Origin of the sequence: Heyndrickxia sp. FSL W8-0423 (assembly GCF_038009395.1) — a bacterium.
Classification (GTDB): Bacteria; Bacillota; Bacilli; order Bacillales; family Bacillaceae_C; genus Heyndrickxia; species Heyndrickxia sporothermodurans.
The window spans coordinates 3,676,663-3,700,254 of sequence record NZ_JBBPBE010000001.1 but is presented as its reverse complement, the minus strand read 5'-3'; the positions used below and the strand labels follow the sequence as shown (position 1 = coordinate 3,700,254).

Below are 23,592 nucleotides of genomic sequence, written 5' to 3'. Positions count from 1 at the left end.
TAACTTTGAATCTAGTACATAAATCGATTCATGAATCGTAATTGGTCGAATTTTTGAATAGATTCATTATCCACTCTATTTCCTATTTTGACCATTAAACAGTTGGCTGGATGTGAACTGATTTCCGGATCATCTGTTGCAAACCATTTTAATCCTCCAGCTCCCATCATTTTTTCCATTACCTTTCGATATTCCCAAACATTTAAGCCTGTTCCTTTTAAATCCCAATGCCAATAATATTCAGTTGTTATTATAATATAATCCTCCATCGCATCATCCATCATCGATACTTTTAATAAACTTTTCCCAACTGAACAACCCCTAAATTTCGGAATAACTTCAATAGCACCAAGTTCAATTAAATTTTCCATTTTTCCTTGTGACCAGCGCTCCAAAGGATCCGGGTAGAGGAAAGTAACATATCCGACGATTGTATTGAATTCTCTTGCGATAATAATTCGTCCCTCTGGTAAGTCGGCAATTTCAATTAATGCTTTATGTTGTTGTGCGGGTGGACGAAAGGCAACTAAATCCTCATGGAATTCAAGACTTGCCAGCTGCTCAGAAGGTATAGGTCCTTCAATTATTAAGTTCCCTTTCGTTGTCTTTAACTCCATGGCATTATAAATTTTTTTATGCTCCATTTTGCCACTCCTATTACTTTTTTCTAAAGTAATTATACATAACTTTTCAAAAAGGGTGTTTGTGATGGATTTAAAAAGTTAGTTTTATATAGTCAAGCGCTTACAATCATTATACACGACAAAAACTAGTTTCTCTCTATTAATCAATAGGAATATATATAAAAATAAAAAATTTTTGTGAATTTTTTTATTTTGTACTATAATAATAGTGTGAATTTTTTTAATAAGGGGGACTTGTAATGGAATTGAGAACGCTGTCATCTGTGAATGGAAATTATAATCTACAAAGCTATGAGGATACATATAATAACTTCGATTGGAAGGAAGCAGAAAAGGCTTTTTCTTGGTATGAAACAGGAAAAGTGAATATGGCTTATGAAGCAATTGATAGACATGCAAATACTTTTCGAAAAAATAAAATAGCCCTCTACTTTCGAAATGAAACAAGAAATGAAAAATATACATTTAAAGAGTTAAAAGAGCTTTCAGATAAAGCAGGTAATGTATTTAAAGCAACTGGAAATGTTGAAAAGGGTGATAGAGTATTTATTTTTATGCCGCGTTCACCCGAGCTCTATATCGCTGCATTAGGAGCCATTAAAGTAGGAGCAATCGTTGGCCCTTTATTTGAAGCATTTATGGAAGGAGCAGTAAAAGATCGATTAGAAGATAGTGAAGCAAAAGTATTAGTAACAACTCCTGAACTTGTTGGACGTGTTCCTGTCGATCAGCTTCCTGCTTTAAAAACAATCTTTCTCGTAGGTACGGACGTAGAGGAAGATGACAAATATAAAGATTTTCTAAAACATTTAAGAACAGCTTCAAAGGACTTAGAGATCGAATGGATGGATCGCACAGATGGACTAATTCTTCATTACACCTCTGGCTCAACTGGCAAACCTAAAGGGGTATTACATGTTCATAATGCAATGATCCAACAATACCAAACATCTAAATGGGTCCTTGATTTAAAGGAGGAAGATGTATATTGGTGTACGGCTGATCCGGGCTGGGTTACTGGTACTTCTTATGGTATGTTTGGTCCTTGGTTAACAGGAACATCGAATGTTGTTGTAGGAGGCCGTTTTAAACCTGAAGATTGGTATAAAACAATTGAGGATTTTGGTGTAACTGTTTGGTATAGTGCACCAACCGCATTCCGTATGCTAATGGGTGCGGGTGATGAGATTATTAAGAAATTCAATTTAGATACTTTGCGTCACGTATTAAGTGTAGGAGAACCACTTAATCCCGAGGTTATTCGCTGGGGAATGAAAGTTTTTAATAAACGCATTCATGATACGTGGTGGATGACGGAAACGGGTGCACATTTAATTTGCAACTATCCAAGTATGGAAATCAAGCCTGGTTCAATGGGGAAACCAATTCCGGGAGTGGAAGCGGCTATCGTTGATGACCAAGGGAATGTATTACCTCCAAATCGCATGGGAAATTTAGCGATTAAAAAAGGTTGGCCGTCAATGATGTATGCGATTTGGAATAACCAGGCAAAATATGATTCCTATTTCTTACCTAATGACTGGTATGTGTCAGGTGATTCAGCTTACATGGATGAGGATGGTTATTTTTGGTTCCAAGGTCGTGTCGATGATGTCATTATGACTTCAGGAGAACGTGTCGGCCCATTCGAAGTGGAAAGTAAACTATTAGAACACCCGGCAATTGCTGAGGCAGGGGTAATTGGTAAACCTGACCCAGTTCGTGGGGAAATTATTAAAGCATTTGTTGCATTATTAGATGGGGTAGAAGAAACGGAGGAGTTGAAGGAAGATATTCGTCAGTTTGTGAAAAGAGGATTAGCTGCACATGCGGCACCGAGAGAAATTGAGTTCCGTGATAAACTTCCAAAAACGAGAAGTGGAAAAATTATGCGTAGAGTCTTAAAAGCATGGGAATTAGACTTACCGGCAGGCGATTTGTCAACAATGGAAGATTAAAACTAAGAAAAGAGAAAAGTACCTTATAATAAGCAAGATAAAGCCCGCATCGTGAATGCGGGCTTTTGTATTGCTTATTATATAGAAAATTTAAGGTTGATCAAGATTTCTTTTTGTTATTCTTGTCTTTCGTTCGATTTTTATCTTTTTCTTTTGCTTCTTTTGTATTTTCGTTTTTACTTTTATTTTTCTTCTCAACCTTGGATGTGTTGGCGCCAATTTTGACTTCGTTTGATGGACCTGATTGTTTACCGGCAATGTCCACTGCGACAACATAATAATTTCCATTTCCTACAGAGTAGGACAAATTGTTATCAGCTGGAATAGAGCCTACTTTTTTACCGCCACTATAAATCCGATAACCAATTACATCTGGGCTTTTTGATCCTTGCCAAACAAGCTTGTTACCCGAAGCATTCAGTTTTATAGATGCCGGTGCTTTACCGTCATCACTTATTTTATCTTGTGGTGCAAGAATCTTTTTCCATAGCGGATCATTTGGTGGTATCAATTGCCCGGGATCAATATTACCATTAGATAACTTTTTGACAAAATCAGGGTTTAAAATTAATCCTGATTGAGCAAACTCTGCTGGTGTAGAATTAAGTGCTAAATATTTTTTTCCATGTATGATAACATATTTTCCTTGAATTAAACTGTTATCCGTTTGTGTAGGCACATATTTACTATTAAATAAATCTGTTTTTACAAGCCCGGCATTGGCACATCCTTTTGATGGAAGCATTCCAGATATTGCGCAAAAGGATCGTTGAACAATCCCACTTGGCATTTTGAATCTATCGTCCGGATCAATTAGTTTCGGATTTACATCATAGGCAGTATTGATTAATTTACTCCAAATTCGATAGTTTCTAATATTATAATCTCCATAACCAACAGCTTCTAAGCTGCTTGGTGTATCATAACCAATCCAAGTTCCGAATGTGACCTTTGGATTCGATGCCACGATCCACGAATCCTTATAATCGTTACTTGTTCCTGTTTTTCCCGCCCAATCAGCAGAAAATTTAAGCATACTAGGAACACTTGCAGCGGTACCATATCTGAAAACATCGCGCATCATATCAAGCATAAGATAAGTAGTTTGACTGCTAAATACGTTCACAGGCTTTGTTTTATGCTTGTATATTACTTTGCCATTCTTGTCTGTAATTTTATCAATTAAATAAGCATCGACAAATTTTCCATCATTTGCAAAGGTTGTAAAAGCATTAACGTTTTCTTCAACAGTGACGCCATTAGTAAGCCCACCTAATGCGGTCGCCAAGTTTTCATAATCACCGGGAACTAAATCCGAAAAGCCCATTTTCTTAAGATATTTTGCCGGTTTTTGATTAATCGTTCTCTGATATACTTTGACAGCAGTGACGTTATGTGATTTCGCTAAAGCCTCCCGAGTCGTTACTAACCCGTAATATCTTCCCGAATAATTGGTCGGCCATGCTCTGCCACCGGACCTAATTCCTGTATCTGAATCAGCAATCACGGTTCCAGGTGCAGTTACACCCATTTCCATCGCAGGTGCGTAAACGAGAAGCGGCTTCATCGTTGAACCATTTGGCCTTCTTGCTTGCGTAGCGTGGTTTAATTGTTCTTTTTTAAAATCTCTGCCGCCGACAAAGCTTAATATTTTCCCCGTTTTATTTTCAATTAATATTCCGCCGATTTGGACGGGTTCTGTTACTGATTTTTCTTCCCCGGTTTTTGGATCTACTTTTGTTACTGTTTTATTTGGTCCATAACCATCAAATTCATCTTTTGCTTTTTGCATTTTATCATAGATTTTTTTATCGATTGTTGTGTGAATATTATAGCCATTTTGTCGAATGTTACGATCGGCAAGTGTTGTGTATTTATCATATAATTTTTTATTTTTATTTAACTCTTTTTCTTTATATCCATCTTTTTGAGCCAGCATAATGGCTACGATATTTCGAGCGCGGTCTTCGATTTCATACGTTAACCATGGGTATTTTTCCCGTGGACTTTTTTGTGGTTTGATAAAATCTTTAACGATATTGTAATTCATCGCATCTTTATATTGCTTTTCTGAAATATAACCATTGTCCAGCATTCGATTTAGGACTAGTTTCATCCGATTGATACCCGGCTCTAATCCGTCTTTACTTTTAAGCTTGCCTCCATTTGTAAATGGGGTGTACATAAACGGGCTTTGTGGCAATCCTGCTATAAAAGCGGCTTGAGCAAGATTTAACTTTTTTGCCGACACTCCAAATATCCCTTTTGCAGCTGATTCAACACCTGCAATATTTTGGCCGGATGAATTTCTGCCAAACGTGGAGACGTTTAAATAAGCTTCAAGTATTTCATCTTTTTTAAAAAACTTTTCTAAGCGGAGAGCTAATAATACTTCTTTAGCCTTTCGATCAAACGATACTTCATTTGTTAATACTTGATTTTTGATAATTTGTTGTGTGAGCGTGCTACCGCCAGTTTGCGTTGAGGAATTGGTTACCTCTTGAAAAACAGCACGAAATAGCGCTTTTGGGACAACACCGTTATGCTCATAAAAATATTTATCTTCGGTAGCAATTAATGCATCTTTTAAAAATTGCGAAACATCTTTGATTTTCACTTCTTCGCGATCTAAATCCGACTTTACTTTTCCTAAATAGACCTTATTAGCGAAATAGAGTTGTGATGTCTCTTCATAATTGTATATGTCCTTCTTCATTTCATTATAAGGACGAACGGGTTCGTCTTTAACTAAAGCTGCAAAATATCCTGCAGCAACACCGCCAGCAAAGAAACCACCTACGACAATCACAATGAATAATATTAATAATAGATTCCAAATAACCCCAATTGTAATTCTAGAGTTTTTTTGTACCTTTTTGTTTTGAAAAATCGCTAGTGATTCCTTTAAACGTTCTAATAATCTAGTCATTTTTTCACCCATCATATTCCCCCTCAAAATCACATACATTATAGCATAAATTTATTATAGAAATGTTAAAATCATTATTTTTCTGAAAGCAATTGACTTTCTTTAGGAGGTATGTTTAAAATAGATTAACTTTTATAAGTACAAATTCATATGAAGAAGCGTTGAAAGGATAAAGTAGTCTAACTATCCATGTTTTAGAGAGTCGACGGTTGCTGAAAGTCGATACAAATAGTTATGATGAATTACATCCTGGAGCATTTACTGTGAAATGATCTAGTAGCAGTAAACGGTAGATACCGTTATATTTTTGAGTGGAGAACAAATCTGTTTCTCAAGTTGGGTGGTACCGCGAGCATTATCGTCCCTTCGTTTTATAAACGAAGGGGCTTTTTTATTTTACACAGAATGGAGTGATGTGAAATGGGTTTATTAGAAGATTTGCAATGGAGAGGGATTATTTATCAACAAACAGATGAAGAAGGAATTAAAGAGGTTCTAGATAAGGAAAAAATTTCGTTATACTGTGGGGTTGACCCGACAGCTGACAGTATGCATATCGGTCATTTGCTTCCATATCTTACATTAAGAAGATTCCAACAGGAAGGACATCGTCCAATTGTACTTGTTGGTGGTGCAACGGGCTTAATTGGAGATCCTAGTGGAAAAAAAGAAGAAAGAAAGCTGCAAACTTTAGAAGCGGTTGACCATAATGTTCGTGGGATTAAAAAGCAGCTTGAGCACATTTTCGACTTTGAAGGAGAAAATGGTGCAATCATGGTGAACAACTATGATTGGAACGGTACGATGGACTTAGTTACGTTCTTACGTGATTATGGAAAATTCATTGGTGTCAATTACATGTTAGCGAAGGATACCATTGCTTCACGCTTAGAAACAGGTATTTCATTTACTGAATTCACGTATACAATTTTACAAGCCATAGACTTTTTCCATTTATACAAAAATCATAACTGTAGAATGCAAATTGGTGGTAGTGATCAATGGGGAAATATCACAACAGGCTTAGAGCTTATTCGTAAAATGAGTCCAGATACTGAAAAGGCGTTCGGCTTAACGATTCCATTAGTGACAAAAGCCGATGGAACAAAATTCGGAAAAACAGAAGGCGGGTCCATCTGGCTTGATCCGGAAAAGACATCACCATATGAATTCTATCAATTTTGGATTAACACTGCTGATGCTGATGTTATTAAATACCTCAAATACTTTACGTTCTTATCACGGGAAGAAATTGAAGAATTAGAAAAAGCGGTTGAAGAGGAACCACATTTACGAAAAGCGCAAAAAACATTAGCGGAAGAAATGACTCGCTTAATTCATGGCGAAGATGCTTTAGAGCAAGCAATGAAGATTACACAAGCCCTTTTCAGCGGCGAGGTAAAGAACTTAACTGCGGATGAAATTAAGCAAGGATTTAAAGACGTTCCATCATTTGATTTCAAAGGAAATGAAGAAATCGCTCTAGTTGACTTATTAGTAGAAGCGAAAATTTCACCATCTAAACGCCAAGCCCGCGAAGATATTCAAAATGGAGCGATATATATAAATGGAGAACGAAATACAGACGTCCAATATATATTATCAATGAACGATCGAATTGAAGAACAATTTACGATTATAAGAAGAGGGAAGAAGAAGTATTTCTTAATTCGCTATTAAAAAATAAAAGACGAACCAAATTGGTTCGTCTTTTATTTTTAATTCAAAAGAAAACCACTTGTATAAATACAAGTGGTTTTAGAAAAATTAACGAGAATAGAACTCAACGATGAATGATTCGTTAATTTCAGCTGGTAATTCAGAACGTTCTGGTAAACGAGTGAATGTACCTTCAAGTTTATCTGCATCAAAAGTAAGGTATTCAGGTACGAAGTTGTTTACTTCGATTGATTCTTTGATAGTAGATAAGTTAGTAGATTTTTCACGAACACCAATTGTTTGACCAGGTGATACGCGGTAAGATGGAATATCAACACGTTTTCCATCTACAAGAATATGTCCGTGGTTTACAAGTTGACGTGCTTGACGACGAGTACGAGCTAAACCAAGACGATATACAAGGTTATCTAAACGAGATTCAAGAAGAATCATGAAGTTTTCACCGTGTTTACCTTGCATTTTTCCAGCTTTTAGGTAAGTGTTATGGAATTGGCGTTCATTCACTCCATACATATGGCGAAGCTTTTGCTTCTCTTGTAATTGAAGACCATATTCAGAAAGTTTTTTACGTTGGTTAGGACCATGTTGTCCAGGTGCATAAGGACGTTTTTCTAATTCCTTACCAGTTCCGCTTAATGAAATGCCAAGACGACGAGATAATTTCCAACTTGGACCAGTATAACGAGCCATTTAAGACTCCTCCTTTATTGTTTTTATTTTGAGTAAAATAAAAACCAGGTGTGAATAATCATTAAGTGTATGATGTTTTCATGTACCATCGCCCTAGCAGCAGAGGGTTACGCGATACACCACATTTTTAGAAGGAATTCTAAAAATGGGAACAACATACGATCATAAAGCTGTTCACAAAGGCTGCAATTATTTTACACAAAGAACATTATATGTTCTCTTATAAATAAAGTCAAGGCAATACTTCATATTAATGTGATTCGCAACACCTTAATGGTAGATTTTTCTATACAAAAAAAGAATCATATAGTATAATAGTACTATGCTATTAGAACCATTTAAGCGTTTGTTCATAATTAATATGAGAAAAAATCCATGAATACTATGCTCTTATAATGACAGGTGATTATACTATGGAAATTTGTGCTCAAAGTTTTATCCTATATTATAAATCTCGATTATTTGATCTTATGGAAGATAAACTAGAAAAACGTATTGCTAATTGGATAACTATTATCGCTGATTGTTTAGATGTAACACATGCTGTTTATTATAAACCGCAACAGGATAATAATAATCGGAATTGTTTTGAACATTCATTTTCTAAACAACCATTCGACTTCCCGAAATGCATCTCTACGAACACGTTACAGGCAATCTTTATCGAAAGTGATTATGTGGGGCACGATATATTAAGTATGCACCCACAATTGAGCATATTTAATTCAGCGTTTCATCTAAAGTATAACGAGATAGAAAAGGGCTATTTATTTTTACATGCTAATGAAGATAAATTAAGTGAATTCGTTTCTCCGAATGTAAACTCTTTTATATATGAAAGTGGAAAAACGATACAAATAATTGAAAAGCAATCAGATATTCTTAATGAAGAAGGTAGATATAAGGAGCTTTTTCGAGTTACAGAAAAATTCCACTCCTCAATGGATGTAGATATTGTTTTAAATGAAATTATTAAAGCGTTAAAAAAAGTTTTTCCCTACTTTACGTATAATTTATTACTTTCGAATGATTCAAAGCACGACAAAACGTTGCCCATTAAAGAACTTCAATTGGATCATATTGATGGCGCTGTTATGGATTCTTACGTTAGTGGCGAAATAAGAATTGAAAAAATTTGTACTGAAAATCATACGATATTATATGCCCCACTCTGTGGAAAACAGGGAGTTTATGGTGTATTGGAAGTTGCTACTTCTGCTTCGTTTGTTTTTCAAAATAGTGAAGTTGAGTTCATTCGCTTACTTGCCAATACTGGCGGCAGTGCGTTTGAAAATGCTAAATTATATGAACAATCACAAACGTTAATTAGAGATTTACAATTAATCAATGATACCTCTCATCGTTTAAATTCTTCAACTAGTTTGGATGAAACCGTTCAATTTTTAAAATCACAAATAAAAAAATCATTTAATACAGACGATATCGGATTTGTTCTATTAAAGGATACAGAGTTTACTATTCTCAATGGGAGCAACAGTGTTTTTCTTTCAGAGGTAGGGAAGAAATGCGTTGAGTTTATAGCAGAGAATATTCGGGTGAAGAAGGAGGCCCTTTTGTATAGCAATATACAGAATCAGTTAGCAGATGAAACTATACCTTTTTCCTCATTAATGGTTGTTCCAATGATTGAGAGTGATAGTTTAAAAGGTTTTTGTATAGTTTCACACAGTATTCCCTATTATTTCACATTCGATATGTTTAAATTATTTCAATCATTGATTCATCATTCGACTTTGGCAATTACAAACTCGATGCTAAGAGAAGAGCTAGAACGGATGGTGATCACAGATCAGTTAACACAACTATTTGCTAAAGGTTTTCTAAATGATGAAATTAAACAATCAATGGAAAAAGACGAGGAAGGTACATTTATTTTATTAGATATTGATAATTTTAAAAAAGTAAATGATACATTTGGACATCAAACAGGGGATGAAATACTCGTTCAAGTCGCTAACATTATTCAACAAAATATACGTTCTTCAGACATAGGTGCACGTTGGGGTGGAGAGGAATTGGCCATCTATCTTCCCGGTGCTTCGTTAAAAACAGGATCACAAGTTGCTCATCGGTTAGTGGAAGCGGTATATAAAAACACCAAGCCAAAGATTACCGTTTCCTGCGGCGTTTCCTACTGGAATAAGAAAAGAAAAGATCAAGTGGAAAGCCTTTTTAATCGTGCAGATGTCGGTCTTTATCATGCGAAAGAACGCGGGAAAAATCAAGTAGTCATTAAAGAAGATAAGAGCCCCTTTTAAGGGCTCTATTGTTTTAATTATAGATATGTCTCCAAAATTTCAACAAATTCTTTTAAATGAATTTCATCTGTCTCATCAAAACGATTTTTTTCAGGACTATCAATATCTAAAACACCGATGACTGAATCATTTTTAATGATAGGAATAACGATTTCCGATTGGGATGCAGAGTCACATGCAATATGTCCCGGGAACGTATTTACATCAGCTACTCTTAATGTTTTTCTTTTTTGAACAGCTGTCCCGCACACACCTCTACCGATTGGAATTCGGACACATGCCGGTAAACCTTGAAAAGGGCCTAATACAAGTTCGTTTCCATCCATTAAATAAAAGCCAACCCAATTTATACGGTCGAGAAATTGGTTTAATAGTGCAGAGGCATTACTTAAATTGGCAATTTGATTTGGTTCGTCTTCAATTAATGCCTTTAGTTGTTTTTTTACTAAATCATATTTCTCTGACTGTGTCCCTTCATACTTAGCTGAATGAAACATATAATTCACCTTATTTCTACAAATTATTTTCGTAATTGCTGATTTTTGCTGATAATGTCGATATTTCCTTAAAGGAAAAGCCTGATATGAACAAGAAATAATATAAATGAATAGATCATTACTTGAATTACTTGTAGCATAAATATTTCTATTATTCAAGCAAAAAAGATTGAAATGAGGTGTATCTATGGTAAATAGGAAAAGTTCGACGAAGGATACAATCGTAGACGCGGCGATTCTTTTATTTAATATAAAAGGTTTTGACGGAACATCTATTCGAGATATTGCGAAAAAGGCAAAAGTAAATCCCGCCAATATATCGTATTATTTTGAAGGTAAGCAAGGCTTGCTCGAAAAATGCTTCATTCAATTTTTTGAAGCGTACATTGAATTTATAGAAGAAGAGGTAAATCTATTAAAAAATGACCGCCCTGACTATTGTATGAAACGGGCAGTGTATAAAATTTTAGCTTTTCAAAGTAAGAACCATCATCTATCACGCTTCGTTTGGCGGGAAGTATCAATCGATTCGCAGATTGTTCGTGAAATCACTTCATCCTATTTAATGAAGGAAAGGTATTTATACAAAAAATTAATCGAGGCAATTGTCCCTGATCACTATTTAGAATCCAATATAGGTTATTTAATCATCCAATTAAGAAGTCTCATGACGATGCCCTTTTTGAATAGTCAATATTTAAGGGAAGTATGGAACCTATTTCCGCAAGAAAATTATTTCGTAGAAAAATATTATGAGAAAATCGACGAATGGATCGAAACGAACATCATAAACCAGCCAAGAAAAATTAATATTCCAATTTAGCAACTCTGAAAATTTCCCCGGAGTTGTTTTTTTTCTATAAATATACTAAGAAAAATGTTGAATTTAATAGTCAAAAATTGTCGTTACATGGTATCATAAATACTACATACTAAAATAAGTAAAATCAAATCGATTAATTAAAAATATAGATCAGTTTTGGACGGAACAGGGGGCTTACGATGGTTTATGTCATCGGTGCAATCGTAATTGTACTCATATTCTTAGTAATTGGATTTATTACGAGAAAGAAATATTATAAAGAGATTGATAAATTAGAAGCATGGAAAATTGATATAATGAATCGCCCGGTCGTGGACGAGCTGGGAAAAGTAAAGCAGCTAAATATGACAGGCGAAACGGAAGAATTATTTGAAAGTTGGAGAAAAGCCTGGGATGATATTGTTGCTGTAGAACTTCCGGATATTGAGGACTTTCTGTTCGACTCAGAAGAATTCACAGATAAGTTCCGTTTTAAAAAGGCAAAAGAATCAAATCTGAAAATCGAAACCATTTTAACGAATGTGGAAAGTAAAATCGAAACGATTTTGGCGGAATTAAGAGATTTAATTAGCAGTGAAGAAGAAAGCCGCATTGAAATGGAAGAATTGAGTAATAAGTATAAAATGATAAAAAAGACGCTTTTAATTGAGCGGCATATATATGGCAAGTCCATTCAAAATTTAGAAATGAAATTGGATGCTATTTCAACTAAATTCCATCATTTTACCGAGCTGACAGAGAACGGAGATTACCTCAAAGGAAGGGAAGTAATCAATGTTTTAAAGGACGAAGTGCAAACGTTAATTGAAAAGGTCGAAAAAATTCCGGAATTAATTACAGAAGTAACGACAATACTCCCTTCACAATTGAATGAAATTGAAGAAGGGCATAAAGAAATGAAGGAACAAGGATTTATTTTAGATCATCTACAAATAGATAAGGAAATAGCTGACTTAAGGAAATCCTTGCAAACTTACGAGGAATTATTGGAAAAAACGGATGTTGATGAAGTAGATTCCGGAATCGCAGATCTTAAGGAAAAAATAGATATTTTGTATGTACTTTTAGAAAAAGAAGTGGATGCAAAACATTTTATTCATAAACATCATGACGAGACAAAAAATGATTTGACGCTTGTTAAGGAAACTAATGAAAAAATGAAAGAGGAAACGAATTTTGTGAAACAGAGTTATCAACTATTAGAAGGGGAATTGGAAATCCCTAATAGTCTTGATAAACAACTAGGAAAATTAATCAAGAGATTTGAAACACTCGAATTAAAAATAGCAGACGATAGTTCAGCATACACCACTTTAAGTGATGAATTAACTGATATTCGTGAAGCAATTGAGAAAGTAAAAGAAGACCAAAAAGAATTTACACTTCATTTACAAAATTTGCGAAAAGACGAACTTGAAGCACGTGAAAAATTAACTGAATTAAAAAAGAAAACGAGTGATGCATTAAAAATCATTTCAAAAAGCAATATTCCTGGCCTTCCGAATGATTTTGAACTATTTATGGAACAAGTCCATGAAAACATTCAAGATGTTTTTAAAAGCTTAAATGAAAAGCCATTAAATATTAAAGCAATTCAAACCTATTTACAGGAAGCGATAAATGCTGTTGATGCATTATATGATAAAACGATAGAACTTGTAGAGACTGTGGTGCTAGTGGAAAAAGTTATTCAGTATGGAAATCGCTATCGTGCGCGTAACCCAAAAGTAGCTGAAGGATTACGACAGGCTGAAGAATATTTTAGAAACTATGACTATCATTTAGCATTAGAGGAAGCCGCAACTGCCGTAGAGGAAGTAGAGCCGGGAGCACTGAAAAATATTGAAGAAATGATTAATCAAGAAGTAATATAAAACGAATGCGTTTTTCGCATTCGTTTTTGTCTTTCAGTAAATGAAGAGTAGCGATTCCTTCCATTTTCAATTTTCTTAACCTATGTTATGATTTATCATTGGAATGAACTAATTAGATGACATATTTGAAGGTGTTTATAAATGATTTATTTTGATAATAGTGCAACAACGAAGCCATATGATGAGGTGATTGATGCATTTGCGAAAGTGTCAAAGGAATACTACGCAAATCCTTCGTCCCTTCATAATTTTGGCGGGAAAGTAGAAACATTAGTAAACCAAGCAAGAAAACAAATTTCCAATCTGTTACATGTAAAAGAAAATGAAATATATTTTACATCTGGCGGAACAGAAGGTAATAATTTAGCCATTAAAGGAACAGCTCTTGCGTATCGTTCTCGCGGGAATCATATTATAACAACGAGGGTAGAACATCCTTCCGTATACGAAGCATGCGAACAGTTAAGTAAATTAGGTTTTGAAATTACGTATTTACCAGTAGATGAATATGGTCAAGTTGACATAAATGATCTTAGCTCTTCCATTAGGGACAATACAATACTCGTTTCAATTATGCATGTGAATAATGAAATGGGGGCAGTTCAGCCTATTGAAGAAATTGGGGAACTTTTGACGAATTACCCAAAAATATTATTCCATGTTGATCATGTTCAAGGAATTGGAAAGATCCCTTTACTTCTTCATCAAGCCAAAGTTGACTTATGCTCAATTTCCGCTCATAAATTCCATGGTCTAAAAGGAATTGGTGTTCTCTATATACGTGACGGAATACGTATTTCACCATTATTTTCAGGTGGAAACCAGGAAAATAAAGTTCGAAGTGGTACGGAGAATGTCAGTGGAATCGTAACGATGGCTAAAGCACTCCGTCTAACAGAAGAAAAACGTAAGCAAAAACGAACAGATATGTTGGCGATAAGGGATTATTTAATCTTAAACTTAAAAAAAATGCCTTCCATTAAGGTGAACACGAATCCAACGACATCTGCTCCCCATATTATTAATTTTTCCGCAATTGGTTTAAAGGGAGAAGTCATTGTTCACGCACTAGAAGCGGAAAATATTTATGTATCTACGACAAGTGCTTGTTCATCTAAACAAAAATCGATAAGCAGAACATTACAAGCGATGGGAGTTACTGATGAAGAAGCGATTGGAGCAGTTCGAATCAGTTTATCTTATGATAATACAATGGATGAAGCAAAAATATTTATAACAAAATTAGAAAGAATATTAACCAAACTGTATGAAGTAGTGGGGGACACAAAATGAAATATGATCGTATATTAATTAGATATGGAGAACTGTCTACAAAAGGGAAAAATAGAAATCATTTTATCACCCATTTGAAAAGAAATATTCGCGGTGTCCTTAAAGAATTTAAAAATATTACTATTCAAGGCGGACATGATCGGATGTTTATATTGTTAAATGGTGAAGATAGTGAACCGATTATGGAAGAATTGTCAAAAGTGTTCGGTATTCAATCATTCAGTTTAGCTGTAAAAGCGGAAAAACAAATTAATGAAATGAAGGAAGTTGGCTTAACACTTGTTAAGCAACTTTACCAAGAGGGTGCAACATTTAAAGTTTCTACAAGACGTGGTGATAAATCATTTGAATTGGATACAAACGATATAAACCATGCGATTGGATCCTATATTCTTACCAATCTCGAAGGTATCAAAGTAAATGTGAAAAATCCCGATATAAATCTTATCGTTGATGTCAGAAGAGATGGCGTCTACATGTCGAGTGAAATTATCCGTGGTGCAGGTGGGTTGCCAGTAGGTTCCTCAGGGAAGGCAATGCTTATGCTCTCAGGAGGAATTGATAGTCCTGTCGCCGGGTATTTAACGATGAAAAGAGGAGTGAAAGTGGAAGCTGTTCATTTTCACAGCCCTCCATTTACGAGTGAACGAGCGAAGCAAAAAGCGATCGATCTTGCACAAAAAATGGCTGCATATAATGGTTTTGTAAAAATGCATATTGTGCCATTTACAAAAATTCAAGAAATCATTCATAAGCAAATTCCTGAAGGCTATTCGATGACAGCAACGCGAAGAATGATGCTGCGAATTACCGATGAAATTAGACGAATGAATAGCGGTTTAGCGATTGTTACGGGGGAAAGCCTCGGTCAAGTAGCGAGTCAAACATTAGAAAGTATGATTGCGATTAACGATGTGACTGCGACACCAATTCTTCGTCCTTTAATTTCGATGGATAAGTTGGAAATTATCGATATTGCTAAACAAATCGATACATTTGAAATATCCAATTTACCATATGAGGATTGTTGTACGATCTTTACTCCTCCAGCTCCGAAAACGCGTCCAAAATTAGATAAAATGCAGTATTTTGAGACTAAAGTGGATTTTGAATCGCTTATTCAAGAGGCAGTCCAAAATGTAGAAACAATCATTGTTTCTACTGAAAGTAAGAGCCGTGAAGAGACTTTTTCTGATTTACTATAATATATTGGATAATTCTATAATTACAAGGAACAATTACCAATCAATAATTTGAATGAAGGCATGTGTTTTCGCACAATCTATACTCACAAGGAGGTGAAAACACATGCCGAACAATAATCAATTAGTAGCACCTGGTGCAGAACAAGCTCTTGATCAAATGAAATATGAAATTGCTCAAGAATTTGGTGTAAATCTTGGAGCTGATACAACTTCACGCGCTAACGGTTCTGTTGGTGGTGAAATTACAAAACGCCTAGTTTCAATGGCTGAACAACAACTTGGCGGTTTTCATCAACATTAATTAAATAATATGGCTATGGGAAGCAGGATACCTGCTTCCCTTCTTTATTTGCCTCTTTGTTATTACTATTTAAAATCTTTAAATTATTTAGTATAATAGAACTAACTTTTTCGAGGAGGTATGATAAATGAACCGTGAAGACTTATTAGCACCTAAAGTGTACAATATTGTAGAAGAAGTAGAAAAATATGCATCTAATCCAAATAAAATTGCAATAAAATGGGAAAATGATTTAGGAGAAACGAAGGAAATTACATATAAAGATTTAATTAAGAGAGTCAATCAAATTGGGAATGTTTTCATAGAGAATGGACTACAAAAAGGGGATACGATCCTTATTATCGTTCCAAGATTAATCGAAGCCTATCAAGTATACCTAGCCGCACTAAAAACAGGTATTGTTGTCATACCAAGTTCTGAAATGTTAAAAACAAAAGATTTACAATACAGAATACAGCATGGTGATGTAAAAGGGATTGTTTCTTACTATCCATACGTCAATCAATTTGAAGAAGTAATTGAATCGCATCAATTAAAACGATTTGTAATAGGAAAAGAGATCAGTAATTGGCTATATTTAAATGAATTAGCAGATAAAGCAAGTGATTCCCTTGAAATCACTCGTACATCTAAAGATGATATGGCATTTTTATCCTACACTTCTGGGACGACAGGTAATCCAAAAGGTGTTGTCCATACCCATGGCTGGGGCTATGCCCATTTACGTACTGCAGCACCACACTGGTTATGCATAGAGGAAAATGATACAGTTTGGGCCACTGCAGGTCCGGGATGGCAAAAGTGGATTTGGAGTCCTTTCTTATCTGTTCTTGGCTCTGGGGCTACTGGATTTGTTTATAATGGAAAATTTGATCCGAAGACATACTTAAGTTTACTTGATAAACATGAAGTGAATGTTTTATGCTGCACGCCAACAGAATATAGGTTAATGGCGAAAGTTGATAATTTATCTGATTACCAGTTGAAACATATTCATAGTGCAGTATCTGCTGGGGAACCATTAAATCGAGAGGTCATTGAGACATTCCAAAAATATTTCAATATTACTGTTCGAGATGGATATGGTCAAACTGAAAATACATTATTAGTAGGAATTACTAAAGATATGGAATTGAAACCCGGTTCAATGGGGAAGCCAACTCCAGGGAATAGGGTAGAAGTAATAAATGAACATGGACAGCCTTGCAAAGTAGGGGAAGTTGGGGATATTGCCGTTCACATCGAGACACCGGCTTTATTCAAAAATTATTATAAAGATCCGGAAAGAACTGCAATGCAATTTCGTGGAGATTATTATGTAACTGGCGATAAAGCAAAAAAGGATGAAGAAGGTTATTTGTGGTTTGAAGGACGCGGGGATGATATTATTATTAGTTCCGGATACACCATTGGACCTTTTGAAGTGGAAGATGCACTTGTTAAACATCCGGATGTTAAGGAATGTGCCGTTGTCGCAAGTCCGGATGAAGTGCGAGGGAATATTGTAAAAGCTTTTGTCGTTTTGCAAGATGGAGTAGACCCTGAAAAGCCCGACTTAATCAAGTCTTTGCAAAATCATGTAAAAGATCTAACGGCTCCATACAAATATCCTCGTGAGATCGAATTTATTCAAGAACTTCCGAAAACAACATCAGGAAAAATTCGCCGAATTGAACTTCGGCAGCAAGAATTAGAAAAAGCAAAATAAATAATTTCATGAAGACAGATAGCTATATAAAAGCTATCTGTTCTCTTATTTTATAAAAATATCCGTTTCACTTTCTCCCAAAATGAATTATCTTTTAATTTTACCGTTTTGATGATTCTGTCACTTAGTTGGATATCGATTTTTTCGACATGGCGAATACTTAGTGCTTCATTATCCATTCCCATTGTAGGGTAATCATTCCCGGTTTGGACGACTTTCAATGACAATTTTCGGTGACCACTAAGAATAAAAGAGGAACCTAATGTCCGGTATTGATTATTGTTTAATGACGCAAGTTCACTGACTTGAAGACATGGCAGCAATGGATCAACAATCGCTCCATTTACCGATTTATTGTAAGCTGTGCTTCCTGTTGGAGTAGCAATCAGCATCCCGTCTCCTCTAAACGTTTCAAATGAGATGTCATCTATGTAAACATCCATAACAAATGTTTTAATGATCCCGGAGCGAATGCTAAATTCATTTAAACAATAAAATGATCCTTGTTGATTTATATTTACTTGAATGACAGGATATTTTCTCACTTCTATTTTGTCTAATTTCATTGCTTCGATCATCTCAGTCACATCATCTATGTGAAAGTCACAATACATTCCGAGACGGTCCTTTGTGGAAACACCTACATAAAGACAATCTTGCCTAAATCCCGACTTGCGAACGGCTTGCAAAAAGGTGCCATCACTTCCAACACTTATAATGATGTTTGCATCCATCACATGATCGACAACGGTGAAATCATATTTTTTTGCAGTATTTATTAAATGCGTAAGCTTATGTTCTAGCTCTTCTCGATTATTGTAATAAAGGTAAATGTTCTTTCTTTCTGACATTCATAATCACCTTTCTCTCTTGTAATTAGTGAATTTTGAAAACGATTTTTTCATTATTGTTTAAGACAAGTTTACCATTATTACGAAACTTTTTAAAAAGGAAGTCGTACAATATAGGAGTGTAAAAACACTGGCCATGAAATTTATATACATACACTATTATGTCCATAATAACAAATTAGTGGAAAGAAGGAGGATGTGAATAATGAATAAAAAAAGGTGGGGAGCTTTGGCGATTGCTGTACTGCTTTTTGGAGTATCAATTATTGTGAATTTTGCAAGTCTTGCATTTACAACAGACTTTACTAAATTTTTTGAAGAGACATTCACTACATCGGATGAAAACTTTTCAGAAGAAGTGATGGAGGATGGTGATGAATTTAAAAAAATCGCGATCCTAGAGGTAGATGGAGTCATTCAAGATACAGGTAGCAGTACTTCCTTACTGAAAGATGGTTCGTATAATCATCGAGATTTTATGAAGCAATTAAACTATGTGAAAGATAATAATGATGTAAAGGCGGTTATTTTACGGGTAAATTCACCAGGTGGTGGAGTAGTAGAATCTGCAGAAATTCATGATAAAATAGTCGAAATACAAAAAGAGGCGAAAAAGCCTGTGTATGTATCAATGGGAGCAACTGCTGCGTCAGGCGGTTATTACATATCAACCTCTGCAGATAAAATCTTTGCAAGTAAAGAGACAATGACAGGTTCTCTCGGGGTTATCATGCAAGGTGTTAACTATTCGGAATTAGCAAAGGATTTCGGGGTAGACTTTGTGACGATTAAAAGTGGTCCGTATAAAGATATTATGAGTCCTTCAAGGAAAATGACAAATGATGAGAAAAAGATCATTCAAAATATGGTGAATAATTCATATGATGGATTTGTTCAAGTTATCTCACAAGGAAGACATATGCCTGAGAATATAGTTCGAAAATTAGCGGATGGACGCGTTTATGATGGCAGACAAGCGAAAGAATTAAAATTAATCGATGATTTTGGATACTTGGAAGATGTAATTGATCATGTTCGTAAGGATTTTCATTTAAAAAATGCACAAGTTGTTCGCTATAAAAGTGATGCGGGCTTAGGTTCCCTATTTTCGATGGCAGCTCAAAAAATGATGGGGAAAGAAGCGGACGTAACAGGTTTAATGAAAATGTTGTCACAACCTAATGCCCCACGGCCCATGTACATCTATTCGGAGTAAGGAGGTAGCATATAATGACAGAAGAACAAGATATAGCTACTAATAAAAACGATATAGCGGCAAATGACAAAACCTTAACTGTCGTTCAGACATTCTCTTTTGCAGGATTTTGGATGAGATTTTGGGCGTATCTCCTCGATATTGTTGTAGTCGCTAGTATTAGTCGATTAATTATAAGGCCTGTTTTTCGAATCGTGGATATTCCTTTAACTGATTCAGGACTGTTTACACCCTATTCAATTGTAACGACCCTATTATTTTATCTGTACTTCATATTGATGACGAAATTTTTAAGTGCCACGATAGGAAAAATGGTGTTTGGATTAAAAGTGATTTCATTAAAAGAAAAGAAACTTTCATGGAGTACAATCATTTTCCGTGAAGGGATTGGACGATATATTTCTGTTTTTACAAAAATATTATACGTTGTTGTTGCTTTTACTCCGAATAAACAAGGCATTCATGACATATTTGCCGATACAACTGTCGTACATGAAAGAGCGGTAAAACAATTTCAATCAAAACCTGCATGACTCAAAGCTATTATTGAATAACAATCCTCAAATAAACCCGTATTACATTATGAGTAATGCGGGTTTATTTTTTTTCTATTTTGGCGAGAATGTAAGGCTGAAAGGTTGTGGAGAAATGATCGTTGCCACTGTTATAATAGGTATTTTTCTTCTATTCTTACTTGTTATTTGGTTTACAACTATCACTATCTTTATTGATTATTCACATAGAATCGACGATGATCATTTACGAGTTCAATTCATTATGTGGAAGTTTATTCGCTATAAATTGAAAATACCAACAATTAAAGTTGAAAAAGATGAGCCGACTATTACATATGAAAAGAAAACGAATACTGGAACACATGAACATGCAGAAATTACTACTAAAGAAATAACTGAGCGAATATCAGATTTTAAGGAATTACTAGAACATATTTTTGGGTTGAAAATTATCATACTAAAATTCTTAAAAAAGGTCAGAATCACTCAATTGGAATGGCATTCTACAATCGGGTTAAAAGATGCAGCATTAACGGGAAAATTATCTGGTGCAGCAATGGCTTTAAAATCAATCATAATCGCTTTCATAAGCAATAAAATGAAGTTGATGAAATTCCCTAGTTATTCTGTTACACCATCCTTTCAAATTCCCATTTCAGAAACTTCACTAAAATGTATGATTAAAATAAGAATCGGGAATGCTATTCTAGCAGGATTAAAAATAGTAAAGTTTTGGAGAGGCGGTAAAGGTTCTTTCAAAACAAAGCCATTAACAATGATTTCTAAAGAAGATTCTAATGAATCTTTGTAAGAGATAGGAGGATTACTATGGGTGAACATCCAATTGAAGGATTAATGTCAGCAGCAATGGAAAACTTAAAGGAAATGATTGATGTAAATACAATCATTGGTGATCCCGTTGAAACACCAGATGGTAGTGTAATCTTAACTGTATCAAAAGTAGGATTCGGGTTTGCCGCAGGTGGAAGTCAATTTAATGGACCTGATAAGTCTAGTTCAGGAGGACAAGGACAAAGCGGTCAAGGTGGTAAAACTGATCTTCCTTTTGGTGGCGGTAGTGGTGGAGGAGTTTCGATTACCCCTATTGCTTTTTTAATCGTTAACTCCCAAGGGGTAAAAATGCTTCATCTTGATGAAAGTACACATTTACTCGAAAAAATATTGGACGTAGCCCCGAGTGTTGTGGATAAAATTCAAAGTATGATAAAGAAAAATAATCAAAATACTAATTCAAATGGATGGAAAAACCATCAGCCAACAAATCAAAAACAAGATTTTGATTTTTAAAACTCGCCATTGGCGAGTTTTTAATTGGTAAAATAGTTGAAAATTAAGTATGATTATTATAAATACATAAAAGGAGGAATTAAAACGATGACAAATGTAACGTTTAAAGGAAATCCGGTAACAATACTTGGAAATGAAGTTAAAGTTGGAGATACTGCTCCTAATTTTACTGTATTGGCAAATGATTTATCAGAGGTCACACTTGATGACACGAAAGGGAAAGTTCGATTAATTAGTGTTGTACCATCTATTGATACTGGTGTATGTGATGCACAGACACGTCGTTTTAATGAGGAAGCATCAAAATTAAACAATGTGGAAGTCTTAACAATTTCCTGTGATCTGCCATTTGCTCAAAGCAGATGGTGTGCTGCAAGTGGTTTGGAAAATGTTAAAACTTTATCTGATCATCGTGATCTTTCATTTGGGGAAGCATACGGAGTAATTATGAAAGAATTACGACTACTTGCCCGTTCCGTGTTTGTCGTTGATAGTAATGATAAAGTAGTTTATGTTGAGTACGTAAGCGAAGGCACCAATCACCCAGACTACGAAAAGGCAATCGAAGCAGCGAAACAAGCGAAGTAAATTTTAAAAAATATAGAATCATTGTCCCCGATACGAATCGGGGATTTTATGTTGGGAGGAAAAGACTAATGAATATTACTCCAATGGAAGCGATTTTCAATGTCTTAAATGAAACAGCACTTATTCTACAAGAAGAACTTTCATGCACTTATTTAGAGGCACTTGCTGAGACAGGAGAAAACTTATTTCATGGGGAGATCGTGCAAGAGGAGATAAGCGAATTAAATAAAAAAAGACTAAAGAAAAAATACGAGGAAATTAATCTTTCTTCATTTACCGAAGAACAAATTCGAAAAGCGTACCAATTAGCCATCCTAAAAGGAATGAAAGACAATGTTCAGGCAAATCATCAAATGACCCCTGATACAATTGGATTAGTGATGAGCTATTTAATTAAACGATTTACAGAACAAATAAAAACCTTTTCTATACTTGATCCGGCAGTTGGGACAGGTAATCTGCTAATGACAATCATGAATCAATTAGAGGATAACGTAATTTCCGCTTATGGAATAGAAATCGATGATATTTTAATTAAACTAGCATACATCGGAGCAAATCTGCAAAGTCAACCGGTTCAGCTGTATAACCAAGATTCATTAGAACATTTGTTTATCGATCCTGTAGATGTAGTTGTAAGTGATTTACCAGTCGGGTACTATCCGAATGATAGTGGCGCTTCAAACTACCAGCTGAAGTCTGATAAAGGCCATTCCTATGCTCATCATCTATTCATCGAGCAAAGCATAAATTATACGAAGCCAGGTGGATATTTATTTTTTCTAATTCCCAATGGACTATTTGAATCAGAAGAAGCACCGAAATTACATAAATTTTTAGCGGAACAGGTACATATCCAAGGTGTGATTCAACTTCCGCTTTCCATCTTTAAAAATCCAAATGCGGCGAAAAGCATCTTGATTCTTCAAAAGAAGGATGATTCTGTAAAAGCTCCAAAACAAGTACTTATTGCAAATCTGCCGACATTATCCAATCAACATGCAATGGAGACAATGCTTGCAAAACTTGATAAATGGTTTCGGGAGAATAAAGAGTGATAAAAAATATCCGGTGTATACCGGTTATTTTTTTATGCATTATTTGTTCAAAATCATTCGAATAAACTTTCTTCTCTGTGTAAACGATTACTCTCTCCTTTATGCTTGAAAATATCTGTTTTGACAATTAAAATGAGAAGTCGTTAATAGTTATAGTTTGAAATGCAAAACCTAA

The 23,592-nt window shown here is 35.0% G+C and carries 20 protein-coding genes and 1 other annotated feature; of the genes, 15 read left to right on the top strand and 5 right to left on the bottom strand.

The features are described 5' to 3' along the window. Positions 1-11: 11 nt before the first annotated feature. Positions 12-644: a GNAT family N-acetyltransferase gene (locus MKY81_RS18920; RefSeq protein WP_108070290.1), complete on the bottom strand. Its 633-nt coding sequence runs from the start codon at positions 642-644 to the stop codon at positions 12-14. 239 nt (positions 645-883) lie between these two features. Between MKY81_RS18920 and acsA the strand changes: the two genes are divergently transcribed. Beyond that, positions 884-2,602, top strand: coding sequence for an acetate--CoA ligase (gene acsA / locus MKY81_RS18915; protein WP_108070292.1), 1,719 nt, complete (start codon positions 884-886; stop codon positions 2,600-2,602). A 100-nt stretch (positions 2,603-2,702) separates the two neighbouring features. Here the strand turns inward: acsA and MKY81_RS18910 are convergent, their stop codons facing one another. Continuing rightward, positions 2,703-5,543: a transglycosylase domain-containing protein gene (locus MKY81_RS18910; protein ID WP_202734918.1), complete on the bottom strand. Its 2,841-nt coding sequence runs from the start codon at positions 5,541-5,543 to the stop codon at positions 2,703-2,705. Positions 5,544-5,683: 140 nt separating this feature from the next. Beyond that, positions 5,684-5,900: a binding site (T-box leader), on the top strand. Positions 5,901-5,951: 51 nt separating this feature from the next. Between MKY81_RS18910 and tyrS the strand changes: the two genes are divergently transcribed. Next, positions 5,952-7,211, top strand: coding sequence for a tyrosine--tRNA ligase (gene tyrS / locus MKY81_RS18905; RefSeq protein WP_107920606.1), 1,260 nt, complete (start codon positions 5,952-5,954; stop codon positions 7,209-7,211). 87 nt (positions 7,212-7,298) lie between these two features. Here the strand turns inward: tyrS and rpsD are convergent, their stop codons facing one another. After that, a complete protein-coding gene (gene rpsD, locus MKY81_RS18900) occupies positions 7,299-7,901 on the bottom strand; it encodes a 30S ribosomal protein S4 (RefSeq protein ID WP_066226862.1) in 603 nt (200 codons plus the stop codon). Positions 7,902-8,314: 413 nt separating this feature from the next. Here rpsD and MKY81_RS18895 point away from each other — a divergent pair, with 413 nt between their 5' ends. Then, positions 8,315-10,180 carry a sensor domain-containing diguanylate cyclase gene (locus MKY81_RS18895; protein WP_107958379.1) on the top strand — a complete coding sequence of 622 codons (1,866 nt, stop codon included), beginning with the start codon at positions 8,315-8,317 and terminating at the stop codon, positions 10,178-10,180. Positions 10,181-10,197: 17 nt separating this feature from the next. Here MKY81_RS18895 and MKY81_RS18890 read toward each other — a convergent pair whose 3' ends face one another. Beyond that, positions 10,198-10,677, bottom strand: a complete 480-nt coding sequence (locus MKY81_RS18890) for a GAF domain-containing protein (protein WP_066226864.1) — start codon at positions 10,675-10,677, stop codon at positions 10,198-10,200. A 187-nt stretch (positions 10,678-10,864) separates the two neighbouring features. On the opposite strand from MKY81_RS18890, the gene refZ reads away from it, so the two are divergent. From refZ to mbcS, 6 genes are all read left to right on the top strand, one after another. Beyond that, positions 10,865-11,500: a forespore capture DNA-binding protein RefZ gene (gene refZ / locus MKY81_RS18885; protein ID WP_066226866.1), complete on the top strand. Its 636-nt coding sequence runs from the start codon at positions 10,865-10,867 to the stop codon at positions 11,498-11,500. A gap of 179 nt (positions 11,501-11,679) precedes the next feature. Further along, the gene (ezrA, locus tag MKY81_RS18880; RefSeq protein WP_066226869.1) at positions 11,680-13,374 is read left to right on the top strand and encodes a septation ring formation regulator EzrA; all 1,695 of its coding nucleotides are present in this window, start codon (positions 11,680-11,682) and stop codon (positions 13,372-13,374) included. 141 nt (positions 13,375-13,515) lie between these two features. Further along, positions 13,516-14,667 (top strand): cysteine desulfurase family protein, encoded by a 1,152-nt coding sequence (locus tag MKY81_RS18875; RefSeq protein ID WP_066226872.1) that lies wholly within the window; start codon positions 13,516-13,518, stop codon positions 14,665-14,667. Continuing rightward, on the top strand, positions 14,664-15,872 hold the full coding sequence (gene thiI, locus MKY81_RS18870; protein ID WP_066226873.1) for a tRNA uracil 4-sulfurtransferase ThiI: 1,209 nt from the start codon (positions 14,664-14,666) through the stop codon (positions 15,870-15,872). The genes MKY81_RS18875 and thiI overlap by 4 nt, the downstream gene beginning before the upstream one ends. Before the next feature lie 103 nt (positions 15,873-15,975). After that, positions 15,976-16,173: an alpha/beta-type small acid-soluble spore protein gene (locus tag MKY81_RS18865; protein WP_107920225.1), complete on the top strand. Its 198-nt coding sequence runs from the start codon at positions 15,976-15,978 to the stop codon at positions 16,171-16,173. A 127-nt stretch (positions 16,174-16,300) separates the two neighbouring features. After that, entirely contained in the window at positions 16,301-17,881 is a 1,581-nt protein-coding gene (mbcS, locus tag MKY81_RS18860) for an acyl-CoA synthetase MbcS (RefSeq protein WP_107919895.1), read from the top strand. A gap of 50 nt (positions 17,882-17,931) precedes the next feature. On the opposite strand, the gene MKY81_RS18855 is transcribed toward mbcS, so the two are convergent. Further along, positions 17,932-18,732 carry an NAD kinase gene (locus MKY81_RS18855; protein WP_066226884.1) on the bottom strand — a complete coding sequence of 267 codons (801 nt, stop codon included), beginning with the start codon at positions 18,730-18,732 and terminating at the stop codon, positions 17,932-17,934. A gap of 205 nt (positions 18,733-18,937) precedes the next feature. Here MKY81_RS18855 and sppA point away from each other — a divergent pair, with 205 nt between their 5' ends. The 6 genes from sppA (at position 18,938) to MKY81_RS18825 (ending at position 23,417) form a co-directional block, all read left to right on the top strand. Next, a complete protein-coding gene (sppA, locus tag MKY81_RS18850) occupies positions 18,938-19,948 on the top strand; it encodes a signal peptide peptidase SppA (RefSeq protein ID WP_066226888.1) in 1,011 nt (336 codons plus the stop codon). A gap of 14 nt (positions 19,949-19,962) precedes the next feature. Beyond that, complete coding sequence (locus tag MKY81_RS18845; protein ID WP_108070298.1) at positions 19,963-20,481, top strand: RDD family protein; 519 nt, start codon at positions 19,963-19,965, stop codon at positions 20,479-20,481. 49 nt (positions 20,482-20,530) lie between these two features. Then, the gene (locus tag MKY81_RS18840) at positions 20,531-21,274 is read left to right on the top strand and encodes a DUF2953 domain-containing protein (RefSeq protein ID WP_084347394.1); all 744 of its coding nucleotides are present in this window, start codon (positions 20,531-20,533) and stop codon (positions 21,272-21,274) included. A 17-nt stretch (positions 21,275-21,291) separates the two neighbouring features. Continuing rightward, positions 21,292-21,771, top strand: a complete 480-nt coding sequence (ytfJ, locus tag MKY81_RS18835; protein ID WP_066226900.1) for a GerW family sporulation protein — start codon at positions 21,292-21,294, stop codon at positions 21,769-21,771. An 87-nt stretch (positions 21,772-21,858) separates the two neighbouring features. Then, on the top strand, positions 21,859-22,359 hold the full coding sequence (gene tpx / locus MKY81_RS18830) for a thiol peroxidase (protein WP_066226902.1): 501 nt from the start codon (positions 21,859-21,861) through the stop codon (positions 22,357-22,359). A gap of 68 nt (positions 22,360-22,427) precedes the next feature. After that, positions 22,428-23,417, top strand: coding sequence for a class I SAM-dependent methyltransferase (locus tag MKY81_RS18825; protein WP_066226906.1), 990 nt, complete (start codon positions 22,428-22,430; stop codon positions 23,415-23,417). Positions 23,418-23,592: the final 175 nt, after the last annotated feature.